The organism is Haloarchaeobius amylolyticus (assembly GCF_026616195.1).
Taxonomy (GTDB): domain Archaea; phylum Halobacteriota; class Halobacteria; order Halobacteriales; family Natrialbaceae; genus Haloarchaeobius; species Haloarchaeobius amylolyticus.
In genome coordinates this window covers 2,319,678-2,341,283 of the sequence record NZ_JANHDH010000001.1, presented here as the reverse complement: position 1 = coordinate 2,341,283, position 21,606 = coordinate 2,319,678, and the positions used below count along the sequence as shown (strand labels likewise).

Below are 21,606 nucleotides of genomic sequence, written 5' to 3'. Positions count from 1 at the left end.
CATGGTCGTTGGAGACGTCACGACAGGAACGGACGTACTGGTAATCGGTGCCGGACCGGGCGGCTACGTCGCCGCCATCCGCGCCGGGCAACTCGGCCTCGACGTCACGCTCGTCGAGAAGGACGCCTACGGCGGCGCCTGCCTGAACCGCGGGTGCATCCCGTCGAAGGCGATGATCACCGCCGCCTCGCTCGCCCACGACGCGGGCAGCGCCGAGGAGATGGGTATCCATGCCAACCCGGCCGTGGACCTCTCGCAGATGGTCAACTGGAAGGACGGCGTCGTCGACCAGCTCACCGGCGGCGTCGAGAAGCTCTGCAAGGCCAACGGCGTCAACCTCGTCGAGGGCACCGCGGAGTTCGCCGGCAACGACAAGGTCCGCATCGTCCACAGTGGCGAGGGCCAGGGCTCGGAGTCCATCGAGTTCGAGCACGCCATCGTCGCCACCGGCTCGCGGCCCATCCAGATTCCCGGCTTCGAGTTCGACGGCGAGCACGTGCTCTCCTCGAAGGAGGCGCTGGAACTGGAGGAGATCCCGGACGAACTCGTCGTCGTCGGCGCGGGCTACATCGGCATGGAGCTCGCGACCGTCTACGCCAAGCTCGGCACGGACGTCACGGTCGTCGAGATGCTCGACGACGTGCTCCCGCCGTACGAGGACGACATCAGCCGCATCGTCCGCAAGCACGCCGAGGACCTCGGCATCGACTTCCACTTCGGCTACTCCGCCTCGGACTGGGAGGAGCGCGCCGACGGCCGCGGCATCACCGTCACCGCCAGCCCGGCCGCGACCGACGGCGGCCAGGCCGCAGAGGCCGAGGCCGAGGAGCTCGCACTCGACTGTGACAAGGTGCTCGTCGCGGTCGGCCGTCAGCCCGTCACCGACACGGTGAACCTCGAGGCTGCCGGCGTCGAGACCGACGACAACGGCTTCATCCCGACCGACGACCGCGCCCGCTCGAACGTCGAGAACATCTTCGCCATCGGCGACGTGGCCGGCGAGCCGATGCTCGCGCACAAGGCCTCGAAGGAGGGGCAGGTCGCCGCCGAGTTCATCGCCGGCGAACCCGCCGCCCTCGACTACATGGCGATGCCCGCCGCGGTGTTCACCGACCCCGAGATCGGCACGGTCGGGCTCACGAAGCAGCAGGCCGAAGAGGAGGGCTTCGACCCGGTCACGGGCAAGTTCCCCTTCCAGGCCAGCGGTCGCGCCCTCTCGACGGGCGAGACCGACGGCTTCGTCCGCGTCGTCGCCGACGAGGACTCGGGTTTCCTGCTCGGCGCCCAGATCGTCGGCCCCGAGGCCTCCGAACTCATCGCCGAACTGTCGCTCGCCGTCGAGATGGGTGCCACACTCGAGGACGTGGCCGCGACGGTCCACACCCACCCGACGCTCGCCGAGGCCGTGATGGAGGCCGCCGAGAACGCGCTCGGCCACGCCATCCACACGCTGAACCGGTAAGCGACGACACGGTCACTTTTCGGGTCGCCACACCGACGACCAAACAGAATTAGGCAACCACCAGAAGGCCCCCGAACTCCAACCGACTGGTATGCCTCGCGCCTTCCGGCGCAGCGACGAGGGAAAGCACGTCTTCACCGCGGACGGTGAGCTGGTCGGACGCATCGAACACGTCGAGGACGGCCGGGCGTTCGTCGACCTCGACCGGGGACTCCCCGCCAGTCGCGTCCGGCACGCCATCGACCAGGTCGGACGTGAACGCTGCGTCATCGAGCCGTCGCACGTCGCCTCTTTCGATGGACCCGACCGCCTGACCCTGCAGACCATGCAGTCGCCGGAGTCGCGCCCACGGTGGTGACTGTCCCGTCTGTGTCCCCGACGTGTTTTTCCGCGGGGGCGGTGTACCGCCAGCCATGACAGTCGTCACGCTGGGACCCGCGGGCACGTACTCGCATCGTGCCGCCCGCGCGGTCGCCGAGGACGTGTCGTTCCGCGAATCGGTGACGAGCATCGTCGAGGCCGTCGCCGAGGGTGACGCCGCCCGCGGCGTCGTCCCCATCGAGAACAGCATCGAGGGTAGCGTCACGGAGACGCTCGACGCCCTCGCGACCTACGAGGTGGCGGTCGTCCAGGAGGTCGTCACGCCCATCCGCCACGCGCTGCTGGCCCAGTCCGAGACGTTCGACACGGTGGCGAGCCACCCGCAGGCGCTCGCACAGTGCCGGGAGTACCTCGACGCGAACTACCCCGGCATCGAGCGCGAACCCGTCGCGAGCACGGCCCAGGGAGTCGAACACGCCCGCGAGGACGAGACCGTCGCGGCCATCGCGCACCCGGGCACCGCCGACGAGACGGTACAGGTGCTCGCCGCGGACATCCAGGACCGCACCTCGAACGCGACCCGCTTCTTCGTCGTCGCGCCGCCGGCCGAACGCTCGGAGGCCGGCGGGAAGACCTCCTTCGTCGTCTACCCGAACACGAACTACCCCGGGCTGTTGCTCGAACTGCTGGAGCCCTTCGCCGACCGCGACATCAACCTGAGCCGCATCGAGTCCCGGCCCTCGGGCGAGCGCCTCGGCGACTACGTCTTCCACATCGACGTCGACGCCGGCCTGTACGAGGACCGCACGCAGTCGGCGCTCTCGGTCATCGAGGACATCGCCGGCAACGGCTGGGTGCGGGTGCTCGGCTCCTACGACGTGCGCCACGTACTGGAGTGACCGCCCGGGGTCGCGACGCCCTCAGGCGGTGGTGACCAGTTCTCGAACCGCCGCGTGCAGTTCTTCGAGTCGTTCGTGGGCCGCCCGGGGGATGCCCGACTGGCCTGCCGTAAGCGCGGGCTGGTCCGCGAGCGACGGCCGCCCGACCACGACGGTCCCGACCATCCCCAGCGCGTGGTGCGGGATGCAGTAGTAGTCGTACACGCCCGCCTGCTCGAAGGTGTGTTCGAACGTCGCGCCCGCCTCGGTGAGCGTCCCGCTATCCCAGGACGCGGCTCCGGCCGGAACCCGGTCCGTCTGGCCGTTGGCGGCGGTGTAGGCCGTCGCCGAGTGGACCCCACTCGCCAGCTCGAAGGCGACGGTCGACCCCGGCGTCACCCAGACCAGGGGCGGGTCGAAGCGGGTCCCCGCCGAATCGGTCACCATCCGGACGGTCGCGCCGTCGCTCGGGGCGGTCGGCGCGGAGACGGGACCGCGGTCCGTGCCGTCGCCGTGGTGATGGCCGTGATGTGGGCCGTGACCGCCCTCGTGATGTGGGCCGTACTCCTCGCCGTGATGGGGACCGTGACCGCCCTCGTGATGTGGGCCGTACTCCTCGCCGTGGTGGGGGCCCCTGTGGTGCGGGCCGGCCCACGTCTCGCCCGTCCGGGTGGTGGTGCCCGTGGACGTGTCCCCGGGGCGCGCCTCCGTGAGACACCCGGCGAGGGCCAGCAGGACGCCCGGCCCGGCGGCTCGCAGGAATGCCCGTCTCGTGTGGGTATGCATGGCTCTTCGTCACTAGGTACGAGGCTCCGCGAGAAGGGGGTGCTGCTGGGTATCAGCAGGTGAGAATCGGGGACGGGGTCGTCAGTGGTCGTGCCCGTCGTCGGTCCCGGTGCTCGTCTCGTCGTGGTCGTGCCCGTCGTCGGTGCCAGTACTCGTCTCGTCGTGGTCGTGCCCGTCGTCGGTGCCAGTACTGGTCCCGTCGTGGTGCCCGCCACCCAGGACCTCCATGCACGTCTCGTTCAGCTGGGTGATCTTCGAGCGCGCGCCCTCCGGGAGCTCGGACTGCGGCTCGGTCAGGCCGGGCTGGCCCTCGGTGTCCGGCTCGCCGACGATGACGCTACCGAGCATCCCCATGCCCTCGTGCGGGATGCAGTAGTAGTCGTAGACGCCGGTGGTCTCGAACGTGTGTTCGAAGGTCTTGCCGGTCTCCGAGAGCGTGCCGCTGTCCCAGCTCTCGGCGTCCTCGGGGATGCGCCGTGGCTTGTCGTTCGCGGGGGCGTACGCGGTCGCGGAGTGGGCACCGCTCTCGAGGTCGAACGTGACGGTGCCGCCCTGCTCGACCCAGACCACGTGGGGGTCGAAGTGCTGGCCCGAGTCGGTCGTCTTCATCGTGACCGTGGCCTGTTTCGAGGGGGACTCGGGGGCGCCCGAGTGGCCGTGGTCGTGCCCATCGTCGGTCTGCTCGTCGTTCTTCTCACCGCTGCCGTCGGTGGTGTCGGTGCTCTCTTGCTCGTCGGCCGTGGTGTCGGTACTTGTCGCGTCACCGGCGCCGTCGCCGCCGAGACAGCCGGCGAGTGCGAGCAGGGACGCGCCGCCGGCGGCTTTCAGCACGGTACGACGGGTCGCGGGGGAAGGGGAGTCTGTCATCGTGGGGGTGCCTCCATCTGGGTGTAGGACCGTCCCCGAAAAACCTGCTCGGCCTATCTGCAGAGCGTGCAGAACGCCCATCGTTTTATATACGGGCCGGAAATCTCTGTACGTGTCCGACGAGCAGGACGCCGACGCCGTGCTCGAACTGCTCGGCGACGAGTACGTTCGGGACATCCTGGCGGCGACGAGCGAGCGGCCACACTCCGCGCGGGAACTCGGCGAGGTGTGTGGCTCCTCGCGGTCGACCGTCTACCGACGGGTCGACGACCTGCTGGAGCACGACCTGCTCGTCGAGGGGACCCGTATCGACGACGACGGATCACACGTCAACGTCTACGAGGCGGCACTGGAGGGGCTCGAACTCGAACTGGACGACGGGCACTTCGCCATCGACCTCGACGTGAAAGAGGACGCCGCCTGGCGGTTCACGCGGCTGTGGGAGGACATCAAGAACTCGTAATCATGCACATCGAACTCGTCATCGCCAAGACGGCCACGATGGTACTGGGGCTACTCATCGCGTACCAGGCGTTCCGGGGGTACCGGGTACACGGCAGCACAGCGATGCTGTTCGTGGCCATCGGCTTCGCCATCATCAGCATCGGCGCGGTCATCGAGGGCGTCCTGTTCGACGTGGTCGGCTGGTCGATCTTCCTCGCGGGGTTCGTCCAGACCGTCGTCGTCGCGGTCGGGATGCTGTTCGTCCTCTACTCGCTGTACGGGAACGCCTCGTTCTGACCGGTCTGAAAAGCATTGCCCCGCACGCCGATGAATCGGCGTGGGGGCCTGAATGAGCAGCGGGGCGGCTGCCAACTCCCCCTTCCTGTCGGCTATCGCCGCCTACCCACGCGTACGACGCGAGCAGATATGTACGTATCGGGGTCGTGTCGGGCCGTCGAACACGCATCCGGCTGAACACTTCACGAGCAGACGACAGGGCGCCGACCGGAGTCGGTTTTAAGGTATCAGCGACCGTATCAGTCGCCTGTGATGCGACGAAATCCGTTCGACGAGCTCGAAGAGATGCTCGACCGCATGGGCCGCCAGTTCGAGCAGACCGGGATGTCCTCGCTGGAGACGGTCCCCATCGACATGCAGGACCACGGCGACGAGTACGAGGTCGTCGCCGACCTGCCCGGGTTCACCACCGACGACATCGAGTTGACGTTCTCGGAGGGGACACTCCACCTCGACGCGTCCCGCGAGGAAGAGAGTGACGAAGCGGACGAAGACGAGGGGCGCTACATCCACCGCGAGCGCCGCCAGTCGGTGAGCCGGAGCATCCGGGTCCCCGAGGCCGTCGACGAGGACGGTATCACGGCCTCCTTCACCAACGGCGCCCTGACCGTCCGGCTCCCGAAGGAGGACGCCGAGGACGACGACGGCCACACCATCGACATCATCGACTGACTCGCGTCTCGACTGTTTTTTCCCGTCTGTGTCGTCCGGCCCGGTCGTTTCGAGCCTGACTATGACCGTCGTGGGCTGTTCGGCTGCGGCGCCCGCGACCAGTGCAGGTGGCGACGAGCAGCGAACTCGCGCCGATGGAGATGGAGACCGCCCCGCACCGAATCGCACCGAATCGCACCGAACCGCACCGAACCGCACCGAACCGCACCGAACCACACCGAACCGCGCAGCACCGCGACCGCACCACGCCCTCCCCAGCCGACTCCCTCCACTATCGCTCCGGTCGTCCCTCGCGCGAGTCGGTCTCGCCGCCTCGCAGTGCTCGGCGACGAGTCAGGCCACGCGCCAGACCGAAGAACCGGCAGAGAACAGAAACCCGACAGTCGCGGCTCAGTCCTCGTGGACCTGGATGGCGGGGCGGCCCGGGCGGGCCTTCTTCGCCACGCCGTCGTCGGCCTCCTCGGCCGCGAGCACCTGCACCGGCACGCCGAACTCGTCCTCGACGAGCCAGGTGGCGCGTTCGAGGGCGGCGCGCTCGCGCTCGGGCGGGAGCGCCTCGGAGAGGCCGGGGTGTTCGGCGGCGAGGTCCTTCGCGAAGTCGGCGGCCGCGTTGCCCTGCTTGCGGAGTTCCTCGTCGCGCATCACGGAGCCGACCACGTCGTCGTCGGCCTCGATGGCGAGTTCGAGGGCGCGGTGCTTCCACTCGGGGGCGACGACCACGTCGATGCCGGTGGGGTCCTCGATGCCGGCCACGTCGATGATCTGGCGCACGTCCTCGCGGGTGTTCTCGACGAGGGTGCGCTCGCGCTCGTGGTCGGTCACGTCGCTCTCGGGGCTGGGCCACGCGGCGGTGGCGACGAAGCCGGCGTCTTCACCGGCGAGTTCCTCCCAGGCCTCCTCGCAGACGTGGGGCGCGATGGGTGCGAGCATCTTGACGGCGGCCTCGACGCCACGGGCGACCACGCCGGCGTCGGCGTCGTCGCGGTCGCGGTAGCGCACCAGCAGCGTGACGAGTTCGTCGATCTCGCGGGTCGCGAGGTTGAACTGCATGTCGTCGAAGTGACTCGCGGCGGCCGCGATGGTCGCGTCGATCTCGCGGGAGACGTAGGCCGCGGCCGGGTTCTCGGTGTCGGCCTCGGCGTCGATGTCCACGTCCTCGGCCAGCCGGTAGAGCCGCTGGAGGAACTCGTGGCTGGAGCGGACGCCCTCCTCGCTCCACGGGAAGTCCTTGTCCGGGCGGGCCGCACGCAGGACGAACAGGCGGGCGGTGTCGGCGCCGTACTCCTCGACGATGCGCTCGGGCGAGACGCCGTTACCCTTGGACTTGGACATCTTCGCGCCGTCCTCGCCGAGGACCATGCCCTGCGTGACCAGCGTCTCGAAGGGCTCGCGATGGTCCAGCAGGTCGAGGTCGGCGAGCGCCTTCGTGACGAACCGGGAGTACAGCAGGTGCATCACGGCGTGCTCGATGCCGCCGACGTACTCGTCGACGGGCATCCAGTCGTTGGCGCGCTCGACGTCGAAGGGTGCGTCATCCATGTCGGGCGCGATGAAGCGCAGGAAGTACCACGAGGAGTCGACGAAGGTGTCCATCGTGTCCGTCTCGCGGTGGGCGTCTGCGCCACACTCGGGACACTCGGTGTGCTTCCACTCCTCGGCGGCGTCCAGCGGGTTGCCCGTCGTGTGGACGAACTCCGGCAACTCGACCGGCAGGTCCTCGTCGGGCACGGAGACGGGCCCACACTCCTCGCAGTGGACGATGGGGATGGGGGTGCCCCAGTAGCGCTGGCGGGAGACGCCCCAGTCGCGCAGCTGGAACTGGACGGCGGACGCGGCGCCGGGCAGGTCCGCGGTGAGTTCCTCGCGGGCCTCGGCACTGGTGCGGCCGTCGTACTCGCCGGAGTTGACGAGCACGCCGTCCTCGGTGTATGCTGCTTCTTCGATGTCGACCTCGCCCTCGGTATCCTCGTCCTCCTCGGGCGCGACGACCTGCCGGATGGGGAGGTCGTGGGACTGCGCGAAGGCGTGGTCGCGCTCGTCGTGGGCCGGGACGGCCATCAGCGCGCCAGTCCCCACGTCGCTCAGGACGAAGTCGGCGACGAAGACGGGCAGGTCCTCGCCGGTCGCGGGGTTCTCGGCGACGAGGTCGGTCTCGACGCCCTGGGGCTCGTCGCCCTCGGGGTCGGCGACCTCCTCGACGAAGTGGGCCACGTCCTCGTCGCGCTCGGCGGCGGCCTCGGCCAGCGGGTGGTCCGGGGCCAGCGCGAAGTAGGTCGCGCCGTGGATGGTGTCGAGCCGGGTCGTGAACGCGGTCACGTCCTCCGCGCCGTCTGGCGTCCGGATGGTGAAGGGAATCTCGGCGCCCTCGGTGCGCCCGATCCAGTTGCGCTGCATGTCCCGGACGTTCGTCGGCCAGCCGTCGAGGTCGTCGATGGATTCCAGCAGTTCGTCGGCGTACTCGGTGATGCGGAAGAACCACTGGTCGAGTTCGCGCTCGCCGACCGGGGTGTCACATCGCCAGCAGCGTTCGTCGTCGCCCTCGACCTGCTCGTCCGCCAGCACCGTCTCGCAGGAGGGACACCAGTTGACCTCGCTGGCCTTCTGCTCGACCAGCCCGGCCTCCTTGAACCGCGAGAAGAGCCACTGGTTCCAGCGGTAGTAGTCCGGGTCGCAGGTCTTGACCTCGCGCTCCCAGTCGTAGCCAAAGCCTAGCGACTCGAACTGCTCGCGCATCTGCTCGATGCAGCGCTCGGTCCACTCGCGGGGGTTGGTGTCGCGCTCGTTCGCCGCGTTCTCGGCGGGGAGCCCGAAGGAGTCCCAGCCCATCGGGTGGAGCACGTCCTCCCCCTGCAGGCGCTGGTACCGGGCGTAGGCGTCCGTGATGGCGTAGTTCCGCACGTGGCCCATGTGGAGCTGGCCGGACGTGTACGGGAACATCGCCAGGACGTACTCGGGGTCGGTCGCGTCGTCATCGACGCGGAAGACACCCGCGTCGTCCCATGCCTCCTGCCATCGTCGCTCGATTCGTGTGTGGTCGAACCCCTGCTGTCGCTGCATGGATATCTCGTTGGCTGAGCCGAAGATACGCAGCGTGAAAGGCTTTTCAATCCGACAGCGACCGACTGGTCGGTTCCGCGGGGAGGAGCCGGCCGGGTCCACCCTGCCCCCCGCCTGCCTTTTTATCGTCTCCACGCGAACCGAAGGGTATGGAGTACGTCCCCGAGACACTCGAAGAGCGGTGGCGCGAACGGTGGGCCGAGGCGGGTCGGTACGAGGCGACGCCGGCCCCGGACGCAGACGCGGACGCGGAGTCGACCTTCGTCACGGTCCCGTACCCCTACCCCAGCGGCGGGATGCACATCGGGCACGCCCGGACCTACACCGTCCCGGACGTGTACGCCCGGTACCGCCGCCAGCAGGGCGACAACGTGCTGTTCCCCATCGCGTGGCACGTCACGGGCACGCCCATCATCGGCGCGGTCGAGCGCCTGAAGAAGGGCGAGGCGAAGCAACTCGACGTCCTGAAGAACACGTACAACGTCTCCGAGGAGACCCTCGAGGACCTGGAGACGCCGATGGGGTTCGCCCGCCACTTCATCGAGGAGCACTACAAGAAGGGGATGCGCCAGCTCGGGCTCTCCATCGACTGGCGCCGGGAGTTCACGACGAACGACGAGCGCTACTCGCGGTTCATCACGTGGCAGTACGAGACGCTGCGCGACCGGGGGCTGCTGGAGAAGGGCCTGCACCCGGTCAAGTACTGCACCGAGGAGCGCCAGCCGGTGACGACCCACGACATCCTCGAAGGGGAGGAGGCCGAGTTCCAGGAGTACACCCTCGTCAAGTTCGGCGCCGAGATGGACGGTGCGGACGTCATCGTCCCGATGGCGACCCTGCGCCCGGAGACGGTCCGCGGGGTGACCAACGCCTTCGTCGACCCCGACGCCGAGTACGTGGTCGCGGAGGTCGACGACGAGTTCTGGTTCGTCTCCCAGCAGGCGGCCGAGAAGCTCGACCTGCAGGGCCACGACGTCGAGGTCCGCTACGAGTACGCTGGCGAGGACCTCGTCGGCAAGCGCGTCGAGAACCCGGTGACGGGTGACGACGTGCTGGTGCTCCCGGCGGGCTTCGTCGACGCCGACAACGCGACCGGCGTCGTGATGTCGGTCCCGGCGCACTCCCCCGACGACTACCTGGCGCTCCAGGAGGCCAAGGAGGCGGCAGCAGCCGGCGAGATGGCCACCTACGGCATCGACGCCGACGAGGTCGCCGCCATCGAACCGGTCCCCATCCTCGACATCGAGGGCTACGGCGAGGTGCCGGCGAGGTCGGCGGTCGAGGACGCAGGCATCACCGACAGCCAGGACCCCGACCTGAAGGCGGTCACGCAGGACCTCTACAACGCCGAGTTCCACTCGGGGCGACTGCTGGAGGCGTACGGCGAGTTCGCCGGCGAGGTCGTCGAGGACGTCCGCGAGGCGTTCAAGCAGAAGCACCTCGCCGACGCCGCCTTCGCGACCATGCAGGAGTTCACCGAGGAGGTCGTCTGTCGCTGCGGCGGCGACGTGGAGGTGGCCAAGCAGGAGACGTGGTTCCTGCGCTACAACGACGCGGCCTGGAAGGAGAAGGCCCACGAGGTCGTCGCCGGCCTCGACGCCATCCCCGAGAACACCCGCGAGCAGTACGACCGCACCATCGACTGGCTGAACGAGTGGCCCTGCATCCGCAACTACGGGCTGGGCACCCGGCTGCCGTGGGACGACGAGTTCGTCATCGAACCGCTGTCGGACTCGACCATCTACATGGCGTACTACACCATCGCCCATCGGCTGGACGACGTGCCGGTCGACGATCTGGACCACGACTTCTTCGACACGCTGTTCTACGGTAGCGAGGCGGTCGAGGACCCCAGCCAGACCGCCCTCGACCTCCGCGAGGAGTGGGACTACTGGTACCCGGTCGACTACCGCTGCTCGGGGAACGACCTCGTCACGAACCACCTGACGTTCTACCTGTTCCACCACGCCGAACTGTTCGACCAGTCCCAGTGGCCACAGGGCATCACCGTCATGGGGATGGGGCTGCTGGAGGGCGAGAAGATGTCCTCCTCGAAGGGCCACGTCGTCCTCCCGGGCGAGGCCATCGACAGGTACGGCGCGGACACGGTCCGGTTCTTCCTGATGAACTCGGCCGAGCCCTGGCAGGACTACGACTGGCGCGCCGAACAGGTGTCGAGCACGCGTGACCAGCTCGACCGGTTCTGGCGGCGCGCCCAGGAGACCATCTCGGCGCCGGCGGGCGAGCGCGACCTCGAACAGGTCGACCGCTGGCTCCTCTCGCGCCTGCAGGACACCGTCGCGACCGTCACCGAGGCGATGGACCGCTTCGAGACGCGGACCGCCTCGCAGGCCGCCTTCTACAACTTCGAGGAGGACCTGCGCTGGTACCGCCGCCGGACCGACACCGACCGACCGGGTGCGCGGTGGACCCTCCGAAAGGTCCTCGAGACCCGCCTGCGCCTGCTCGCCCCGTTCGTCCCGTTCCTGGCGAACGAGCTCCACGAGCAGCTGACCGGGACGCCCGCCGAGGACGCCCCCTGGCCCGAGGTCGACGAGTCGCTTCGCAGCCCCCGGGACGTGGCCGCCGAGAGTCTGGTCGAGCGCCTCACCGACGACATCAAGGGCATCCAGCAGTCGCTCCAGAACGCCGCCGAGGCCGTGCCCGAGGCCGACCCCGACGTGGTCCGCGTCACCGTCGCGGCCGACTGGAAGCACGACGTGTTCCAGACGGTCCAGGCGGTCGGCCCGGACCAGGGCGCGGTCATGAGCGAGGTCATGAGCGACCCGGCCCTGCGCGAGAAGGGGAACGCGGTGAACGACCTTGTCCAGGACCTGGTCGAGCTGGTCCGCGAGACCGACGACGACCGCCTCGCACAGCTGGCCGACATCGACGAGGCCGCGGTGTACGAGGCCGCCGCCGGCTTCGTCGGGGACGAGTTCGACGCCGAGGTGGTCGTCGAGACCGAGGGCGAGGACGCGGACGCGGGGGCGGTCCCCTTCCGGCCGAGCATCGACCTGGAGGCGAACTGACCGCGCAGGCGGCCCGCCTGCCGCGGTAACGGGCGCTTGCTTATTCTCGCCGGGACCGTACATACTGCCATGGCGACAGCAGACTCGGAGGAAGAGCAGGTGTCGACAGCACGGCAAGCGCTCCGGACGGTGACGGAGCTGCCGCGAGGGCGACCGAACCGGGACATGTCCGCGGTCGGGCTGGTCATGCTCGCGTTACTGGTCGTCGTCCTGCTCCCCGTCCTCCCGGTCATCGCGCTGGTCTGGCTGCTGGCGAAGGGACTGGAGTCGTTGCGGCCGCAGTAGAACCGACGCGGCCCGGCGAGACGGCCTGACGAGTTGACGGTCAGTTCCCGAGCCCGAGCAGGTCGAAGGGCGTCCCGTTGTCGTTCTCGTCGGCGTGCTCGTAGACGACGTGGGCGGTCGCCACGTCCTGGATGGCGAGGCCCGTCGAGTCGAAGACGGTCACCCCGTCGTCGGCGGTGCGACCGGCTTTCTTCCCCGTGACGATCTGGCCGATCTCGCCGTAGATGTCGTCGTCGCCGAGGACGCCCGCGTGGAAGGGGACGTTGATCTCGCCGGAGTGGGTCGTCTGGTCGTAGTCGTCGATGACGAGCTTGGCGTTCAACAGCACCTCGTCGGCGAGTTCGTGCTTGCCCTCGGCGTCGGCACCCATCGCGTTGACGTGGGTGTGCTCGCCGAGGTCGTCGGGTGAGACGATGGGGTCTTCGACCGGAGTCACCGTCGAGAGCACGTCGCAGTGGCCCGCCTCCGAGATGGAGCCGGCACGGACGTCGAACTCGTCGTCGTAGCGGTCGATGAACCGCTGGACGGCTTCCTCGCTCACGTCGGAGACGACGACCTCATCGATGTCCCGCACCTGGCTGATGGCGTCGAGTTGCGTGTAGGACTGGACGCCGGCACCGACGATACCCAGCGAGGAGGCGTCCGCGACCGCGAGGTGGTCGGTCGCGACCGCCGCGGCCGCCCCGGTCCGCTTCATCGTGAGTTCGGTCCCGTCCATGATGGCCAGCGGGAAGGCCGTCTCCGGGTCGGAGTATATCATCGTCCCCATGACGGTGGGCAGGTCGTGCTCTCTGGGGTTGTTCGGGTGGACGTTGACCCACTTGATGCCCGCGGCGGCCCACGTCTCGGCCTCCATGTAGGCGGGCATCGACCGGAAGTCACCGTCGTACTGCGGCAGGTCGATGTAGGACTTCGCGGGCATCTGGGCGTCGCCGCGCTCGTAGGCCGCGAACGCCTGTTCGACCGCACGGATGACGTCGGGCATCTGTGCGTTCTCGTCGACGTCGTCGCTGCTCAGGAGGAGTGTCTGCATTATGCCGCAGATATTGCCGGTGGCCACTTATGTGAATCGGTGACGCCGGGGCCGGCCGGTCAGTTCCCGCCGAGGGAGACGGTGGCTCGTTCGCGGGTGCCCACGGCGTGGAGCGCGAGGGCCATCTCGGTGTTCTCCTCGTCGGTCGCCTTCGCCGTGAGTTCGGTCGACCACGTCTGCTCGGTGCCGGCGTCCATGGCGAGTTCGAAGAGCTTCGGGTCCGGGCCGTTCACGACGCCCTGGAACGTCCCCGCCGTGCCGTTCGTGTTCTTCACGTCCACGGAGACGGTGATGGTGTCGCCCGGCGAGGCCGACTCCGGCGCGGAGAAGTTCGAGACCTCGAACGCGGCGATCTGCTGTGCGAGTGCGGCCCGGCCCTGCTCGGGGAGGCGCGTCCGGGCGGTCTGGCCGCCGACCGACAGGGTGATGAGGTGGTCCTCCTCGAGCGGCGCCGGGACGGCGAACCCGACCCAGCCGCTGCCGTTCTCCGGGGTGTAGGGGGCCTCACCCGTGGGGTCGACGGCGGCCGCGATCGACTCGTAGGCGGTCCAGGCGCGGGCCGAGTAGTCGCCCGCCTCGAACCGGATGTCCTCGAGCTTCGGGTCGGTGTCGCCCGTCGACTCGACGTTGACGAAGAGGAACCGTTTCCCCTCGATGGCCATCACGCCCGCGGCGTTCTCCGAGAGGCGGGCGAAGTACGAGTCCTGGACGGCGGGTTTGGAGAGCGTCACCGACGCCCGCCCGGCGGTAAGCGGGTCGCCGAACGCGGTGACGGACGGGCCCGAGGGGGTGTCGGTAGGGTGGGGGGTGGTCCCGTCGGTCTCTCCGTCGGAGTCTCCGAAGCCGAAACAGCCAGCAGTCGCAATCGATGTCCCGATTGCGGCGAGATATGTACGGCGGCGTTGCACGAGTGGGCTATCTGGAAGCACGGGTAAATGCTTTGTACATCCTCGACTCTCTCGGTTCCGTGAACGTCCGGCAGACGGCCTCTCGAGCACGGACCGCCGACAGCAGGCCGCGAACCTGCGAGGCTGCTGTCCCGGGGCGGACGCGCGAACGTGTCATGGCGGCCATCGGTCAGGCCGACCCCGTGATGGTGACGCTGTGGCTCGACTCCAGCCCGGGCGCGAGGACGGTGAAACTGACCGTCCCGGTACCGTCACCGGCGTTCATGTGGGTGTCGATGGAGCCGGTCAGCGTCTCCGACGCGCCGGGGTCGAGCGCCGTCTCCAGCTGGTGTGGCGCGTACATCGGTCCCGTCTCGTTCACGACGACCCGGGCCGTCCCGGGGCCGTCGCCCTCGTTCGTGACGGGAACCTCGACCGGAATCGGCTCGTCGGCGGCGACGGACTCGGGCGCCGAGACCTCACCGAACGTGAACGCGGGCGCCGGGTCGCCCAGCGTGTCCGCGGCGTGCCCGGGGAGCGTGACGTCGTGCGTCTCCTCCCCGACCGACACCCGGAGCAGTGGCTCGGCCTCGTCGATGGGCGCGGGCACGTCGGCGGCGACCCAGCCGGCGCCCTCGTCGGTCCGGTAGGGCCGCCCGTCCCCGGCCGCGACGGGGACGCTGTAGGGGACGCGCTCGCCGAGTTCGGTTCCGAGGTCGTACGTCTCCTCGCCGACGACGAGGGCGAAGGCGTCCGGGTCGGGGGGCGACCCGTCCTCGACGGCGACACCGACGAAGCAGAACTGCCCGTCGGCGACCTCGACCGCCATCGAGTCCGGCGTCGTGAGCCGGAAGTACGAGTGCTGGACGACCGGCCCGGCGAACCGGAGCGTCGTGTCCCCGACGGTGAGCGTGTCGGTGAACGGGGCCGGCGGCCGGTCGGTCCCGGGCGGGGTGGTCGTCGGGTCGGTTCCCGTGGTCGGCGTCCGGTCGTCGGTCCCCGGCGAGTCGCCCCCGGCGAGGCAGCCGGCGGTCGCGACGGCGGTTCCGAGGGACGCGAGGAAGGCACGGCGGCGCATACTCGGACAGAACGAGCAGACTGGTAAGTACTTTCTACTGGCTGAAATATCGCTTTCAGCGTCAGCTCGGGGTGCTGCAGCTACGGGACAGCGTCGAAAGAAGTGCGTCGGTCAGCTGGCGGTTCGGGGGTCGGGTGCAGTGGGGTGGGGAATGTGCTACCTAGACGGGCTTCACATCGCACCGCCCATGCCGCCCATACCGCCCATGCCGCCCATACCGCCGCCCATGCCGCCGGCCGGCGGGCCGCCTGCGTCGCCACCGTCGTCGGGGTCGACCTGACCGCCGGAGAGGTCGCCCGCGGCGATGACGTCGTCGATGCGCAGGAGCATGACGGCCGCCTCGGTGGCGGACTCGATGGCCTGGCTCTTCACGCGGCGCGGCTCGACGACGCCTTCCTCTTCCATGTCGATGACGTCGCCGGTGTAGGCGTCCAGGCCGGCAGCGTACTCGCCGCCGTCGTGGCGCGAGCGCAGCTCGACGAGGCTGTCGATGGAGTCCAGCCCCGCGTTCTCGGCGAGGGTGCGCGGGATGACCTCGAGCGCGTCGGCGAACGCCTCGACGGCGAGCTGCTCGCGGCCGCCGACGGAGTCGGCGAAGTCACGGAGTGCGAGCGCGAGCTCGACCTCGGGTGCGCCGCCGCCGGGGAGGACGGTGCCGTCCTCGATGGTCGTGCGGACCACGCCCAGCGAGTCGTCGATGGCACGCTCGACCTCGTCGACGACGTGCTCGGTGCCGCCGCGGAGGAGGAGCGTGACGGACTTGGCGTCCTCGACGTCCTCGACGAGGATCTGCTCGGAGCCGCCGACGTCCTGCTGGCTGATGTTGCCGGCGAAGCCGAGGTCGTCGGCCTCGATGTCGTCGACGCTGGAGACGACGCGAGCGCCCGTGGCACGGGCGATGCGCTTCGCGTCGGAGTCCTTGACGCGGCGGACGGCCAGGATGCCCTCCTTCGCGAGGTAGTGCTGGGCCATGTCGTCGATGCCGTCGGTGACGAAGACGGCGTCGGCGCCGGCCTCGACGAGGTTGTCGACCATCTCCTTCAGCTGCTTCTCCTCCTGGTCGAGGAACTGCTGGAGCTGGTCGGGGTCGGTGACGTTGACCTCGGCGTCGATCTCGGTCTCACGCACTTCGAGGGCGTCGTCGAGGACGGCGACGTTGGCGTCCTCGACGAAGAAGGGCATGTTGTCGTGGACGCGCGTCTTGTCGAGGAGGACGCCGTCGACGAGCTCGGAGTTCTCGGTGGAACCGCCGACGACCTTCTCGATCTTGATGTTGTCGGCGTCGACACCGTCCTCGTCCTGGACGGCCAGGACCGCGTCGACGACGATCTCCGCGAGGATGTCCTTCGCGGACTCGGCGCCCTTGCCGGTCATCGCGGTCGCCGCGATCTTCTCGAGGTACTCGCGGTCGTCCGCGTCGACGTCGATGGCGGAGTCGGCGAGCACTTCCTTGGCCTTCTCGGCGGCCTGGCGGTACCCGTTCGCGATGGTCGTCGCGTGGACGTCCTGCTCGAGGAGGTCCTCGGCCTTCTTCAGGAGTTCACCGGAGACGACGACGGCGGAGGTGGTGCCGTCACCGACCTCGTCCTCCTGGGTCTGAGCGACCTCGACGATCATGTTGGCCGCCGGGTGCTCGATGTCCATCTCCTTCAGGATGGTGACGCCGTCGTTCGTGACGACGACCTCGCCGGTGGAGTCGACGAGCATCTTGTCCATCCCTTTCGGACCGAGTGTGGTCCGTACGGACTCGGCGACGGCCTTGCCGGCCGTGATGTTCATCGACTGCGCGTCACGTCCGGACGTTCGCTGGCTGTCCTCCGAGAGAACGATAAGGGGCTGACCGCCCATCTGTTGTGCCATGGTCACTCGATGGATTGAATGTGATTCTACATAAAGCTTTCTGTGACGGTTGCTACATCCGCGTCAGGAGGCCGAGACGAGCCGTGTGGGACAGAGACACACACTACGTTTATATACCACCGTGCGACAGCGCCGAGTCCGGCCGAAATCCGGCGATGCGTCTCGGAGCGTGGACGGGAAGACCGCGAAAACGGCGTGCAGTCGTGCGGTTTCGGTGGCGTCGAAGCGACGGGACGACCGGACTCAGGTCCCACCGGGGTACCGGTGGAAGTTCATGCCCTTGCGCTTCAGTTCGTTGTGCTTGCGTTCGAGGAACGAGTACACCGAGCCGTGGGGTGCGCCGTCGAGGAGGCGTTCGGCGGCCTCCCGGACGATCTGCACCTGCTCCGGGTCGCCGATGACGCCCATCGTCGAGCCGTAGATGACGACGCTGGAGCCGGTGAGTTCCTCCATCAGTTCGCGGGTCCGACCGTTCTCGCCGATGAGTCGGCCCTTCTTTCGCTTCAGGTCTCGCTTGTTCCGCGCGGCAGCGTCGATGTCGATGAGGTCGAACATGCGCATCTCGTCGTCGAGCAACGACAGCGCGTCCTCGGGCGGGAAGCCGCGGCCGATGGCCTGGACGATGTCCGGGCCCTTCAGCGCGTCGATGGGGTCACCCACCTGCTCGATGGCGACGGAGCCGTTCTCGGAGTCGATGTCGAGTCTGACACCGGCCCGGTTCTCGATCCGTCGCATCGTCTCGCCACCTTCACCGATCAGCACGCCGATGCGGTCCTGCGGAATCTTCACGTGCTGCATGGCCGACGCTATGTCTCCCGGCGGTTTAAGGCTTCGGCAGTCGCGGTACCGTGTCTCTGGCCCGCACGAAATCGGGGTGCTGGCGGGCCGGTACGGGGGAGTGCAGGGCAGGTCGAGGCGGGGGTCGCTTGGCGGGCCGAGGCGGGGGGCGTGTGCCGGGCCGAGGCGCCGAGAACTCACTCGGCGCCGGCCGTCGAGAACGTCTGGATGTCCCCGACCGCCGGCAGCTCGCGCAGGCCCGCGTTGGCGGTCCAGTACAGCGCGAGCACCAGCAGGCCGACCCCGCCGGCCACGAAGAGGACGAAGGGGCCGGCGGCCTCGGTCAGCGTCCCGCCGAAGAGCGCCCCGAACGGGATGGAGACCGAGGCGGCGCTGCCGAGGACCCCGGAGACGCGGCCGAGCAGGTGTTCGGGGACCACCGACTGGACCATCGAGGAGAGCAACACGTTGCTGACCCCGATGGGGACGAACGAGAGGGCGAACAGGGCCACGGTCGCGGGCAGGCTCCCGGTGTAGGCGGCCGCGGCGACCCCGAGCAACCAGAAGCAGCCCCCGAGGCCGAACGCGAGGATGGAGGTCCAGCCGAAGGCGCGGTCGTCGACCCGGCTCGCCCCGAAGGCCCCGACGAACGAACCCGCGGAGACGGCGGCCATCAGGAACCCGTAGGCGCCGGCCCCGCCGAAGGTGTCCGCGAAGGCGGGCATCGCCGCGATGATGGACCCGCCGGCCGCGAAGTTGACGAACGCGGCCCCGGCGACGACCGGGACGAGGACCGTCCCGCGGATGTACGCGAGCCCCTCGCGGAGGTCGTCGAAGTACCCCGGTTCCGTGCTGTCGTCGTCCTCGCCCCCGTCCGTGACGGCCGGGCTGGCGGGGCCGTCCTCCCCGGGCTCGCCGGCCTCGGACGCCAGGGTGTCGGCCTCACGCTCGCCGGCATCGCTGGTTTCGGCGGCCTCGGCGGGCGGGATGGTCACCGTGGCGAACAGCAGGGCCGCCGCCGCGAAGGTCACGGAGTCGACGACGAACAGGGTCGTCGCGCCGACAACCGCGATGAGGACGCCCCCGAGCGCGTTGGCGACCGAGTCGCTCCCCTGGTAGGCCAGCGAGAACAGCGAGTTCGCCTGCACGAGTTCGTCCTTCTCGACGATGCGGGGCAGGGCCGCCGACTGCGCCGGGTAGACCAGCTGGTTGAGCAGCGAGAGCAGGGGCATCACGGTCAGGACGAGCCAGACCGAGAGGTAGCCGAGGTGGTCGGCGACCGGGAGCGCGGCGATGACGACGCCCTGGACCAGCTGGGTCCCGACGAGGAGCCGGCGGATGTTCCAGCGGTCGACGAGGGGGCCGGCGAAGGCCTGGAGGGCACCCGGTGCGAGGACGAGGAACCCGGCGATACCCGAGTAGGCCGCGTTGCCCGTCAGTTCGTAGACGAGCCACATCGCGGCGACGAAGTAGAGGCTGTCGCCGACGTTCGTGACGACCCGCCCGGCGAACAGCCGGGCGAAGTCGCGGTTCCGGAAGAGCGTTCGCATACCTGTACGCCCGTCCGCCACGCCCATATAGGTAATCAGAATTACATTTCTGTATGGTGCGATACAGATGTTCTCTTCTGTAACTTCTCCTACGTTTCCCGGTGCGTCTCGACCACGGCGAGCGACTCGTCCAGCGTGAGAATCAGTCGCTCGTCGTCGATGGCGAACGTGACGTCGACGCGCAGGGGGTCCTCGGTCGTGACCGTGGCGTTCTCCGCGTCGAACCAGTCGAACTGCCAGAACGGTTCCGTCCGGATGTCGATGCCGTGGTCCGCGAGGAAGCCGACGACGACCGGGTGGGTCAGGACCGCCCCACCGAGGAACGAGGTGAGTTCGAGGCCGCACCGGTCGCAGGTGTAGCGCGCGTAGTAGCCGCGGTCCTCCTTCTCGAACACCGAGCCCCAGATGCGGCCGGTACAGACGGGACAGAACCCGGTCGAGACCTGTGTCATCACCGTGTAGAGGTAGCTGGTGAAGATCTCCGGGAGGCGGTCGGGGTCGCGGCCCTCGACGACGCCCGAGGGGACGCCGTACCCCATGAACTGCTCGCCGCAGTCGTCGCAGTCGATGCAGGCTTCGCCGTGCTCGTACCGGGCCGACAGGGGGCCGCCGCACTCGAGACACTCGAGGTCGATGGGGACCGGCCCGACCTCGGTCTCGCGGGTGTAGACACCCGAGAGGACGGCCCCGAGCAGGGTCAACCCGGCGAACCGGAGCTCGTACCCGGCGTTCGACCCCCCGTCCTCCCCCGGCTCGACCCTGTCGACGAAGGTGCCGACCAGTTTGCCGAGGTGGTAGTTGAACTGGCCGGTGTCCCTGACGCCGACCGCGTCCCGGAGTTCGGAGAACGAGAGCACCTGGTCGTCGGCCTCCCAGAGCGCCCGGAGGATGGCGAGTCGCGTCTCGTTCGCCACCAGCCCGAAGGCCTCCTCGGGGGCACGCGTGGCTGCATCGTCGTCCATGCGTGAGACACCGATGGGAGACCGCTTGGGTGTGTCGCCTGTCTGCCCGGTCAGGCCGCCAGCGTCTCCACGTCGCCGACCGCCGGCATCCGGCGGAGGCTGGGGACGGCCGCGACGTAGGCGGCGAGGAACAGGAACCCACCCCCGGCCATCGACATGACCATCGCCGGCCCGAACGCGGCTGCCAGCGCCCCGCCGGCGAGCGCTCCGAAGGGCGTCGCGACCGCCGAGGCGCTGCCGGTGACCGCCATCACGCGGCCGAGCAGGTGCTCGGGCACCAGCGACTGCACCATCGAGACGATGAGGACGTTCGTGATGCCCGTCGGGACGAGTGCGACCGCCACCAGCGCGACCGTCGCGGGGGTCCAGGCGAGCCAGATGGCGACGGTCCAGAGCACGCCCGCGGCCGCCATCGAGGCGATGGTCAGCCGGCCGAACGCCCGGTCGCCGAACCGGCCAGCCAGCAGCGAGCCGACGAGCATCCCGACGCCGAGGCCGGCCATCAGGAGCCCGTAGGCCCCCGCGCCGCCGAGCAGGTCCCCGTAGGCGGGCATCGCCGCGATGGTCGCGCCGAAGGTGAAGTTGATGACGAGCGAGCCGCCGAGCATCGTGAGCAGGATGGTCCCCCGGACGAACGCGAACCCCTCGCGCAACTCCGCGAGGTAGCCGCGCTCCGCGCCAGCCCCGCCGTCGGTGACGAGGCCGTCGGCGACCGCGTCGCTGTCGGCCGCGGCGGTCGACGCCTCGGCTGGGCCGTCCGCCGCGGGCAGCCGGACCGACGCGAACAGCAGGGCCGCCGCGAGGAACGTCACCGAGTCGAACACGAAGATGGCGACCGCCCCGAAGGCCGCGACCAGCAGGCCGCCGAGCGCGTTGAACACCGCGTCGACGCCCTGGTAGGCCATCGCGAACAGGGAGTTCGCCTGCACCAGTTCGTCCTTCTCGACCACGCGGGGCAGCGCCGCGGACTCGGCCGGGTAGACCAGCTGGTTGAGCAGCGAGAGCAGGGGCATCACGACGAGGACGACCCAGACCGTGAGCAGACCGAGGGCGTGGGCGACCGGGACCGCGAGGATGAGCACGGCCTGGACGAGCTGGGTGCCGACGAGGAGCCGGCGGAGGTCCCAGCGGTCGACGAGGGGGCCGGCGAACGCCTGGAACGCGCTCGGCGCGAGGGTGAGGAAGCCGGCCAGCCCCGAGTAGAACTCGTTGCCCGTGAGGTCGTAGACGAGCCACATCGCGGCGACGAAGTAGAGGCTGTCGCCCATGTTCGTCACCAGCCGCCCGGCGAACAGCCGGGCGAACGAGTGGTTCCGGAGGAGTGTCATACCGGAGGGGACGCCACGGGACCCGATAAG

Annotated in this window: 19 protein-coding genes; 8 read left to right on the top strand and 11 right to left on the bottom strand. The window is 69.2% G+C overall.

Annotated features, from left to right (window positions below; genetic code table 11):
• Position 1: 1 nt before the first annotated feature.
• The 3 genes from lpdA to pheA all read left to right on the top strand — a co-directional run bounded on the left by lpdA (position 2) and on the right by pheA (position 2,682).
• Positions 2-1,462: a dihydrolipoyl dehydrogenase gene (lpdA, locus tag NOV86_RS12105; RefSeq protein ID WP_267641654.1), complete on the top strand. Its 1,461-nt coding sequence runs from the start codon at positions 2-4 to the stop codon at positions 1,460-1,462.
• Positions 1,463-1,553: 91 nt separating this feature from the next.
• The gene (locus tag NOV86_RS12100; RefSeq protein ID WP_267641653.1) at positions 1,554-1,820 is read left to right on the top strand and encodes a DUF8593 domain-containing protein; all 267 of its coding nucleotides are present in this window, start codon (positions 1,554-1,556) and stop codon (positions 1,818-1,820) included.
• Positions 1,821-1,875: 55 nt separating this feature from the next.
• Positions 1,876-2,682: a prephenate dehydratase gene (gene pheA, locus NOV86_RS12095; protein WP_267641652.1), complete on the top strand. Its 807-nt coding sequence runs from the start codon at positions 1,876-1,878 to the stop codon at positions 2,680-2,682.
• 21 nt (positions 2,683-2,703) lie between these two features.
• On the opposite strand, the gene NOV86_RS12090 is transcribed toward pheA, so the two are convergent.
• Positions 2,704-3,447: a plastocyanin/azurin family copper-binding protein gene (locus NOV86_RS12090; RefSeq protein WP_267641651.1), complete on the bottom strand. Its 744-nt coding sequence runs from the start codon at positions 3,445-3,447 to the stop codon at positions 2,704-2,706.
• Between the two features lie 81 nt (positions 3,448-3,528).
• A complete protein-coding gene (locus NOV86_RS12085; RefSeq protein WP_267641650.1) occupies positions 3,529-4,314 on the bottom strand; it encodes a plastocyanin/azurin family copper-binding protein in 786 nt (261 codons plus the stop codon).
• Positions 4,315-4,426: 112 nt separating this feature from the next.
• Between NOV86_RS12085 and NOV86_RS12080 the strand changes: the two genes are divergently transcribed.
• The 3 genes from NOV86_RS12080 to NOV86_RS12070 all read left to right on the top strand — a co-directional run bounded on the left by NOV86_RS12080 (position 4,427) and on the right by NOV86_RS12070 (position 5,727).
• Positions 4,427-4,777 (top strand): ArsR/SmtB family transcription factor, encoded by a 351-nt coding sequence (locus tag NOV86_RS12080; RefSeq protein WP_267641649.1) that lies wholly within the window; start codon positions 4,427-4,429, stop codon positions 4,775-4,777.
• A gap of 2 nt (positions 4,778-4,779) precedes the next feature.
• Positions 4,780-5,055, top strand: coding sequence for a DUF7521 family protein (locus tag NOV86_RS12075; protein WP_267641648.1), 276 nt, complete (start codon positions 4,780-4,782; stop codon positions 5,053-5,055).
• Positions 5,056-5,307: 252 nt separating this feature from the next.
• Entirely contained in the window at positions 5,308-5,727 is a 420-nt protein-coding gene (locus NOV86_RS12070) for an Hsp20/alpha crystallin family protein (protein WP_267641647.1), read from the top strand.
• Positions 5,728-6,117: 390 nt separating this feature from the next.
• Here NOV86_RS12070 and leuS (NOV86_RS12065) read toward each other — a convergent pair whose 3' ends face one another.
• Entirely contained in the window at positions 6,118-8,784 is a 2,667-nt protein-coding gene (leuS, locus tag NOV86_RS12065) for a leucine--tRNA ligase (protein WP_267641646.1), read from the bottom strand.
• A gap of 149 nt (positions 8,785-8,933) precedes the next feature.
• On the opposite strand from leuS (NOV86_RS12065), the gene leuS (NOV86_RS12060) reads away from it, so the two are divergent.
• Together leuS (NOV86_RS12060) and NOV86_RS12055 are read left to right on the top strand one after the other, a co-directional pair.
• The gene (gene leuS / locus NOV86_RS12060; RefSeq protein WP_267641645.1) at positions 8,934-11,816 is read left to right on the top strand and encodes a leucine--tRNA ligase; all 2,883 of its coding nucleotides are present in this window, start codon (positions 8,934-8,936) and stop codon (positions 11,814-11,816) included.
• A gap of 69 nt (positions 11,817-11,885) precedes the next feature.
• Complete coding sequence (locus NOV86_RS12055; RefSeq protein WP_267641644.1) at positions 11,886-12,101, top strand: DUF7535 family protein; 216 nt, start codon at positions 11,886-11,888, stop codon at positions 12,099-12,101.
• Positions 12,102-12,141: 40 nt separating this feature from the next.
• Here NOV86_RS12055 and NOV86_RS12050 read toward each other — a convergent pair whose 3' ends face one another.
• From NOV86_RS12050 to NOV86_RS12015, 8 genes are all read right to left on the bottom strand, one after another.
• Positions 12,142-13,134, bottom strand: coding sequence for an ornithine cyclodeaminase family protein (locus NOV86_RS12050; protein ID WP_267641643.1), 993 nt, complete (start codon positions 13,132-13,134; stop codon positions 12,142-12,144).
• A gap of 59 nt (positions 13,135-13,193) precedes the next feature.
• Positions 13,194-14,042 (bottom strand): hypothetical protein, encoded by an 849-nt coding sequence (locus tag NOV86_RS12045; protein ID WP_267641642.1) that lies wholly within the window; start codon positions 14,040-14,042, stop codon positions 13,194-13,196.
• A gap of 169 nt (positions 14,043-14,211) precedes the next feature.
• Positions 14,212-15,099 carry a hypothetical protein gene (locus NOV86_RS12040; protein ID WP_267641641.1) on the bottom strand — a complete coding sequence of 296 codons (888 nt, stop codon included), beginning with the start codon at positions 15,097-15,099 and terminating at the stop codon, positions 14,212-14,214.
• 171 nt (positions 15,100-15,270) lie between these two features.
• Positions 15,271-16,959, bottom strand: coding sequence for a thermosome subunit alpha (gene thsA / locus NOV86_RS12035; RefSeq protein WP_267641640.1), 1,689 nt, complete (start codon positions 16,957-16,959; stop codon positions 15,271-15,273).
• A 243-nt stretch (positions 16,960-17,202) separates the two neighbouring features.
• A complete protein-coding gene (locus tag NOV86_RS12030) occupies positions 17,203-17,757 on the bottom strand; it encodes a KH domain-containing protein (protein ID WP_267641639.1) in 555 nt (184 codons plus the stop codon).
• A 176-nt stretch (positions 17,758-17,933) separates the two neighbouring features.
• Positions 17,934-19,286: an MFS transporter gene (locus NOV86_RS12025; RefSeq protein WP_267641638.1), complete on the bottom strand. Its 1,353-nt coding sequence runs from the start codon at positions 19,284-19,286 to the stop codon at positions 17,934-17,936.
• 89 nt (positions 19,287-19,375) lie between these two features.
• The gene (locus tag NOV86_RS12020; RefSeq protein WP_267641637.1) at positions 19,376-20,248 is read right to left on the bottom strand and encodes a winged helix-turn-helix domain-containing protein; all 873 of its coding nucleotides are present in this window, start codon (positions 20,246-20,248) and stop codon (positions 19,376-19,378) included.
• Between the two features lie 50 nt (positions 20,249-20,298).
• The gene (locus NOV86_RS12015) at positions 20,299-21,576 is read right to left on the bottom strand and encodes an MFS transporter (RefSeq protein ID WP_267641636.1); all 1,278 of its coding nucleotides are present in this window, start codon (positions 21,574-21,576) and stop codon (positions 20,299-20,301) included.
• Positions 21,577-21,606 lie beyond the last annotated feature (30 nt).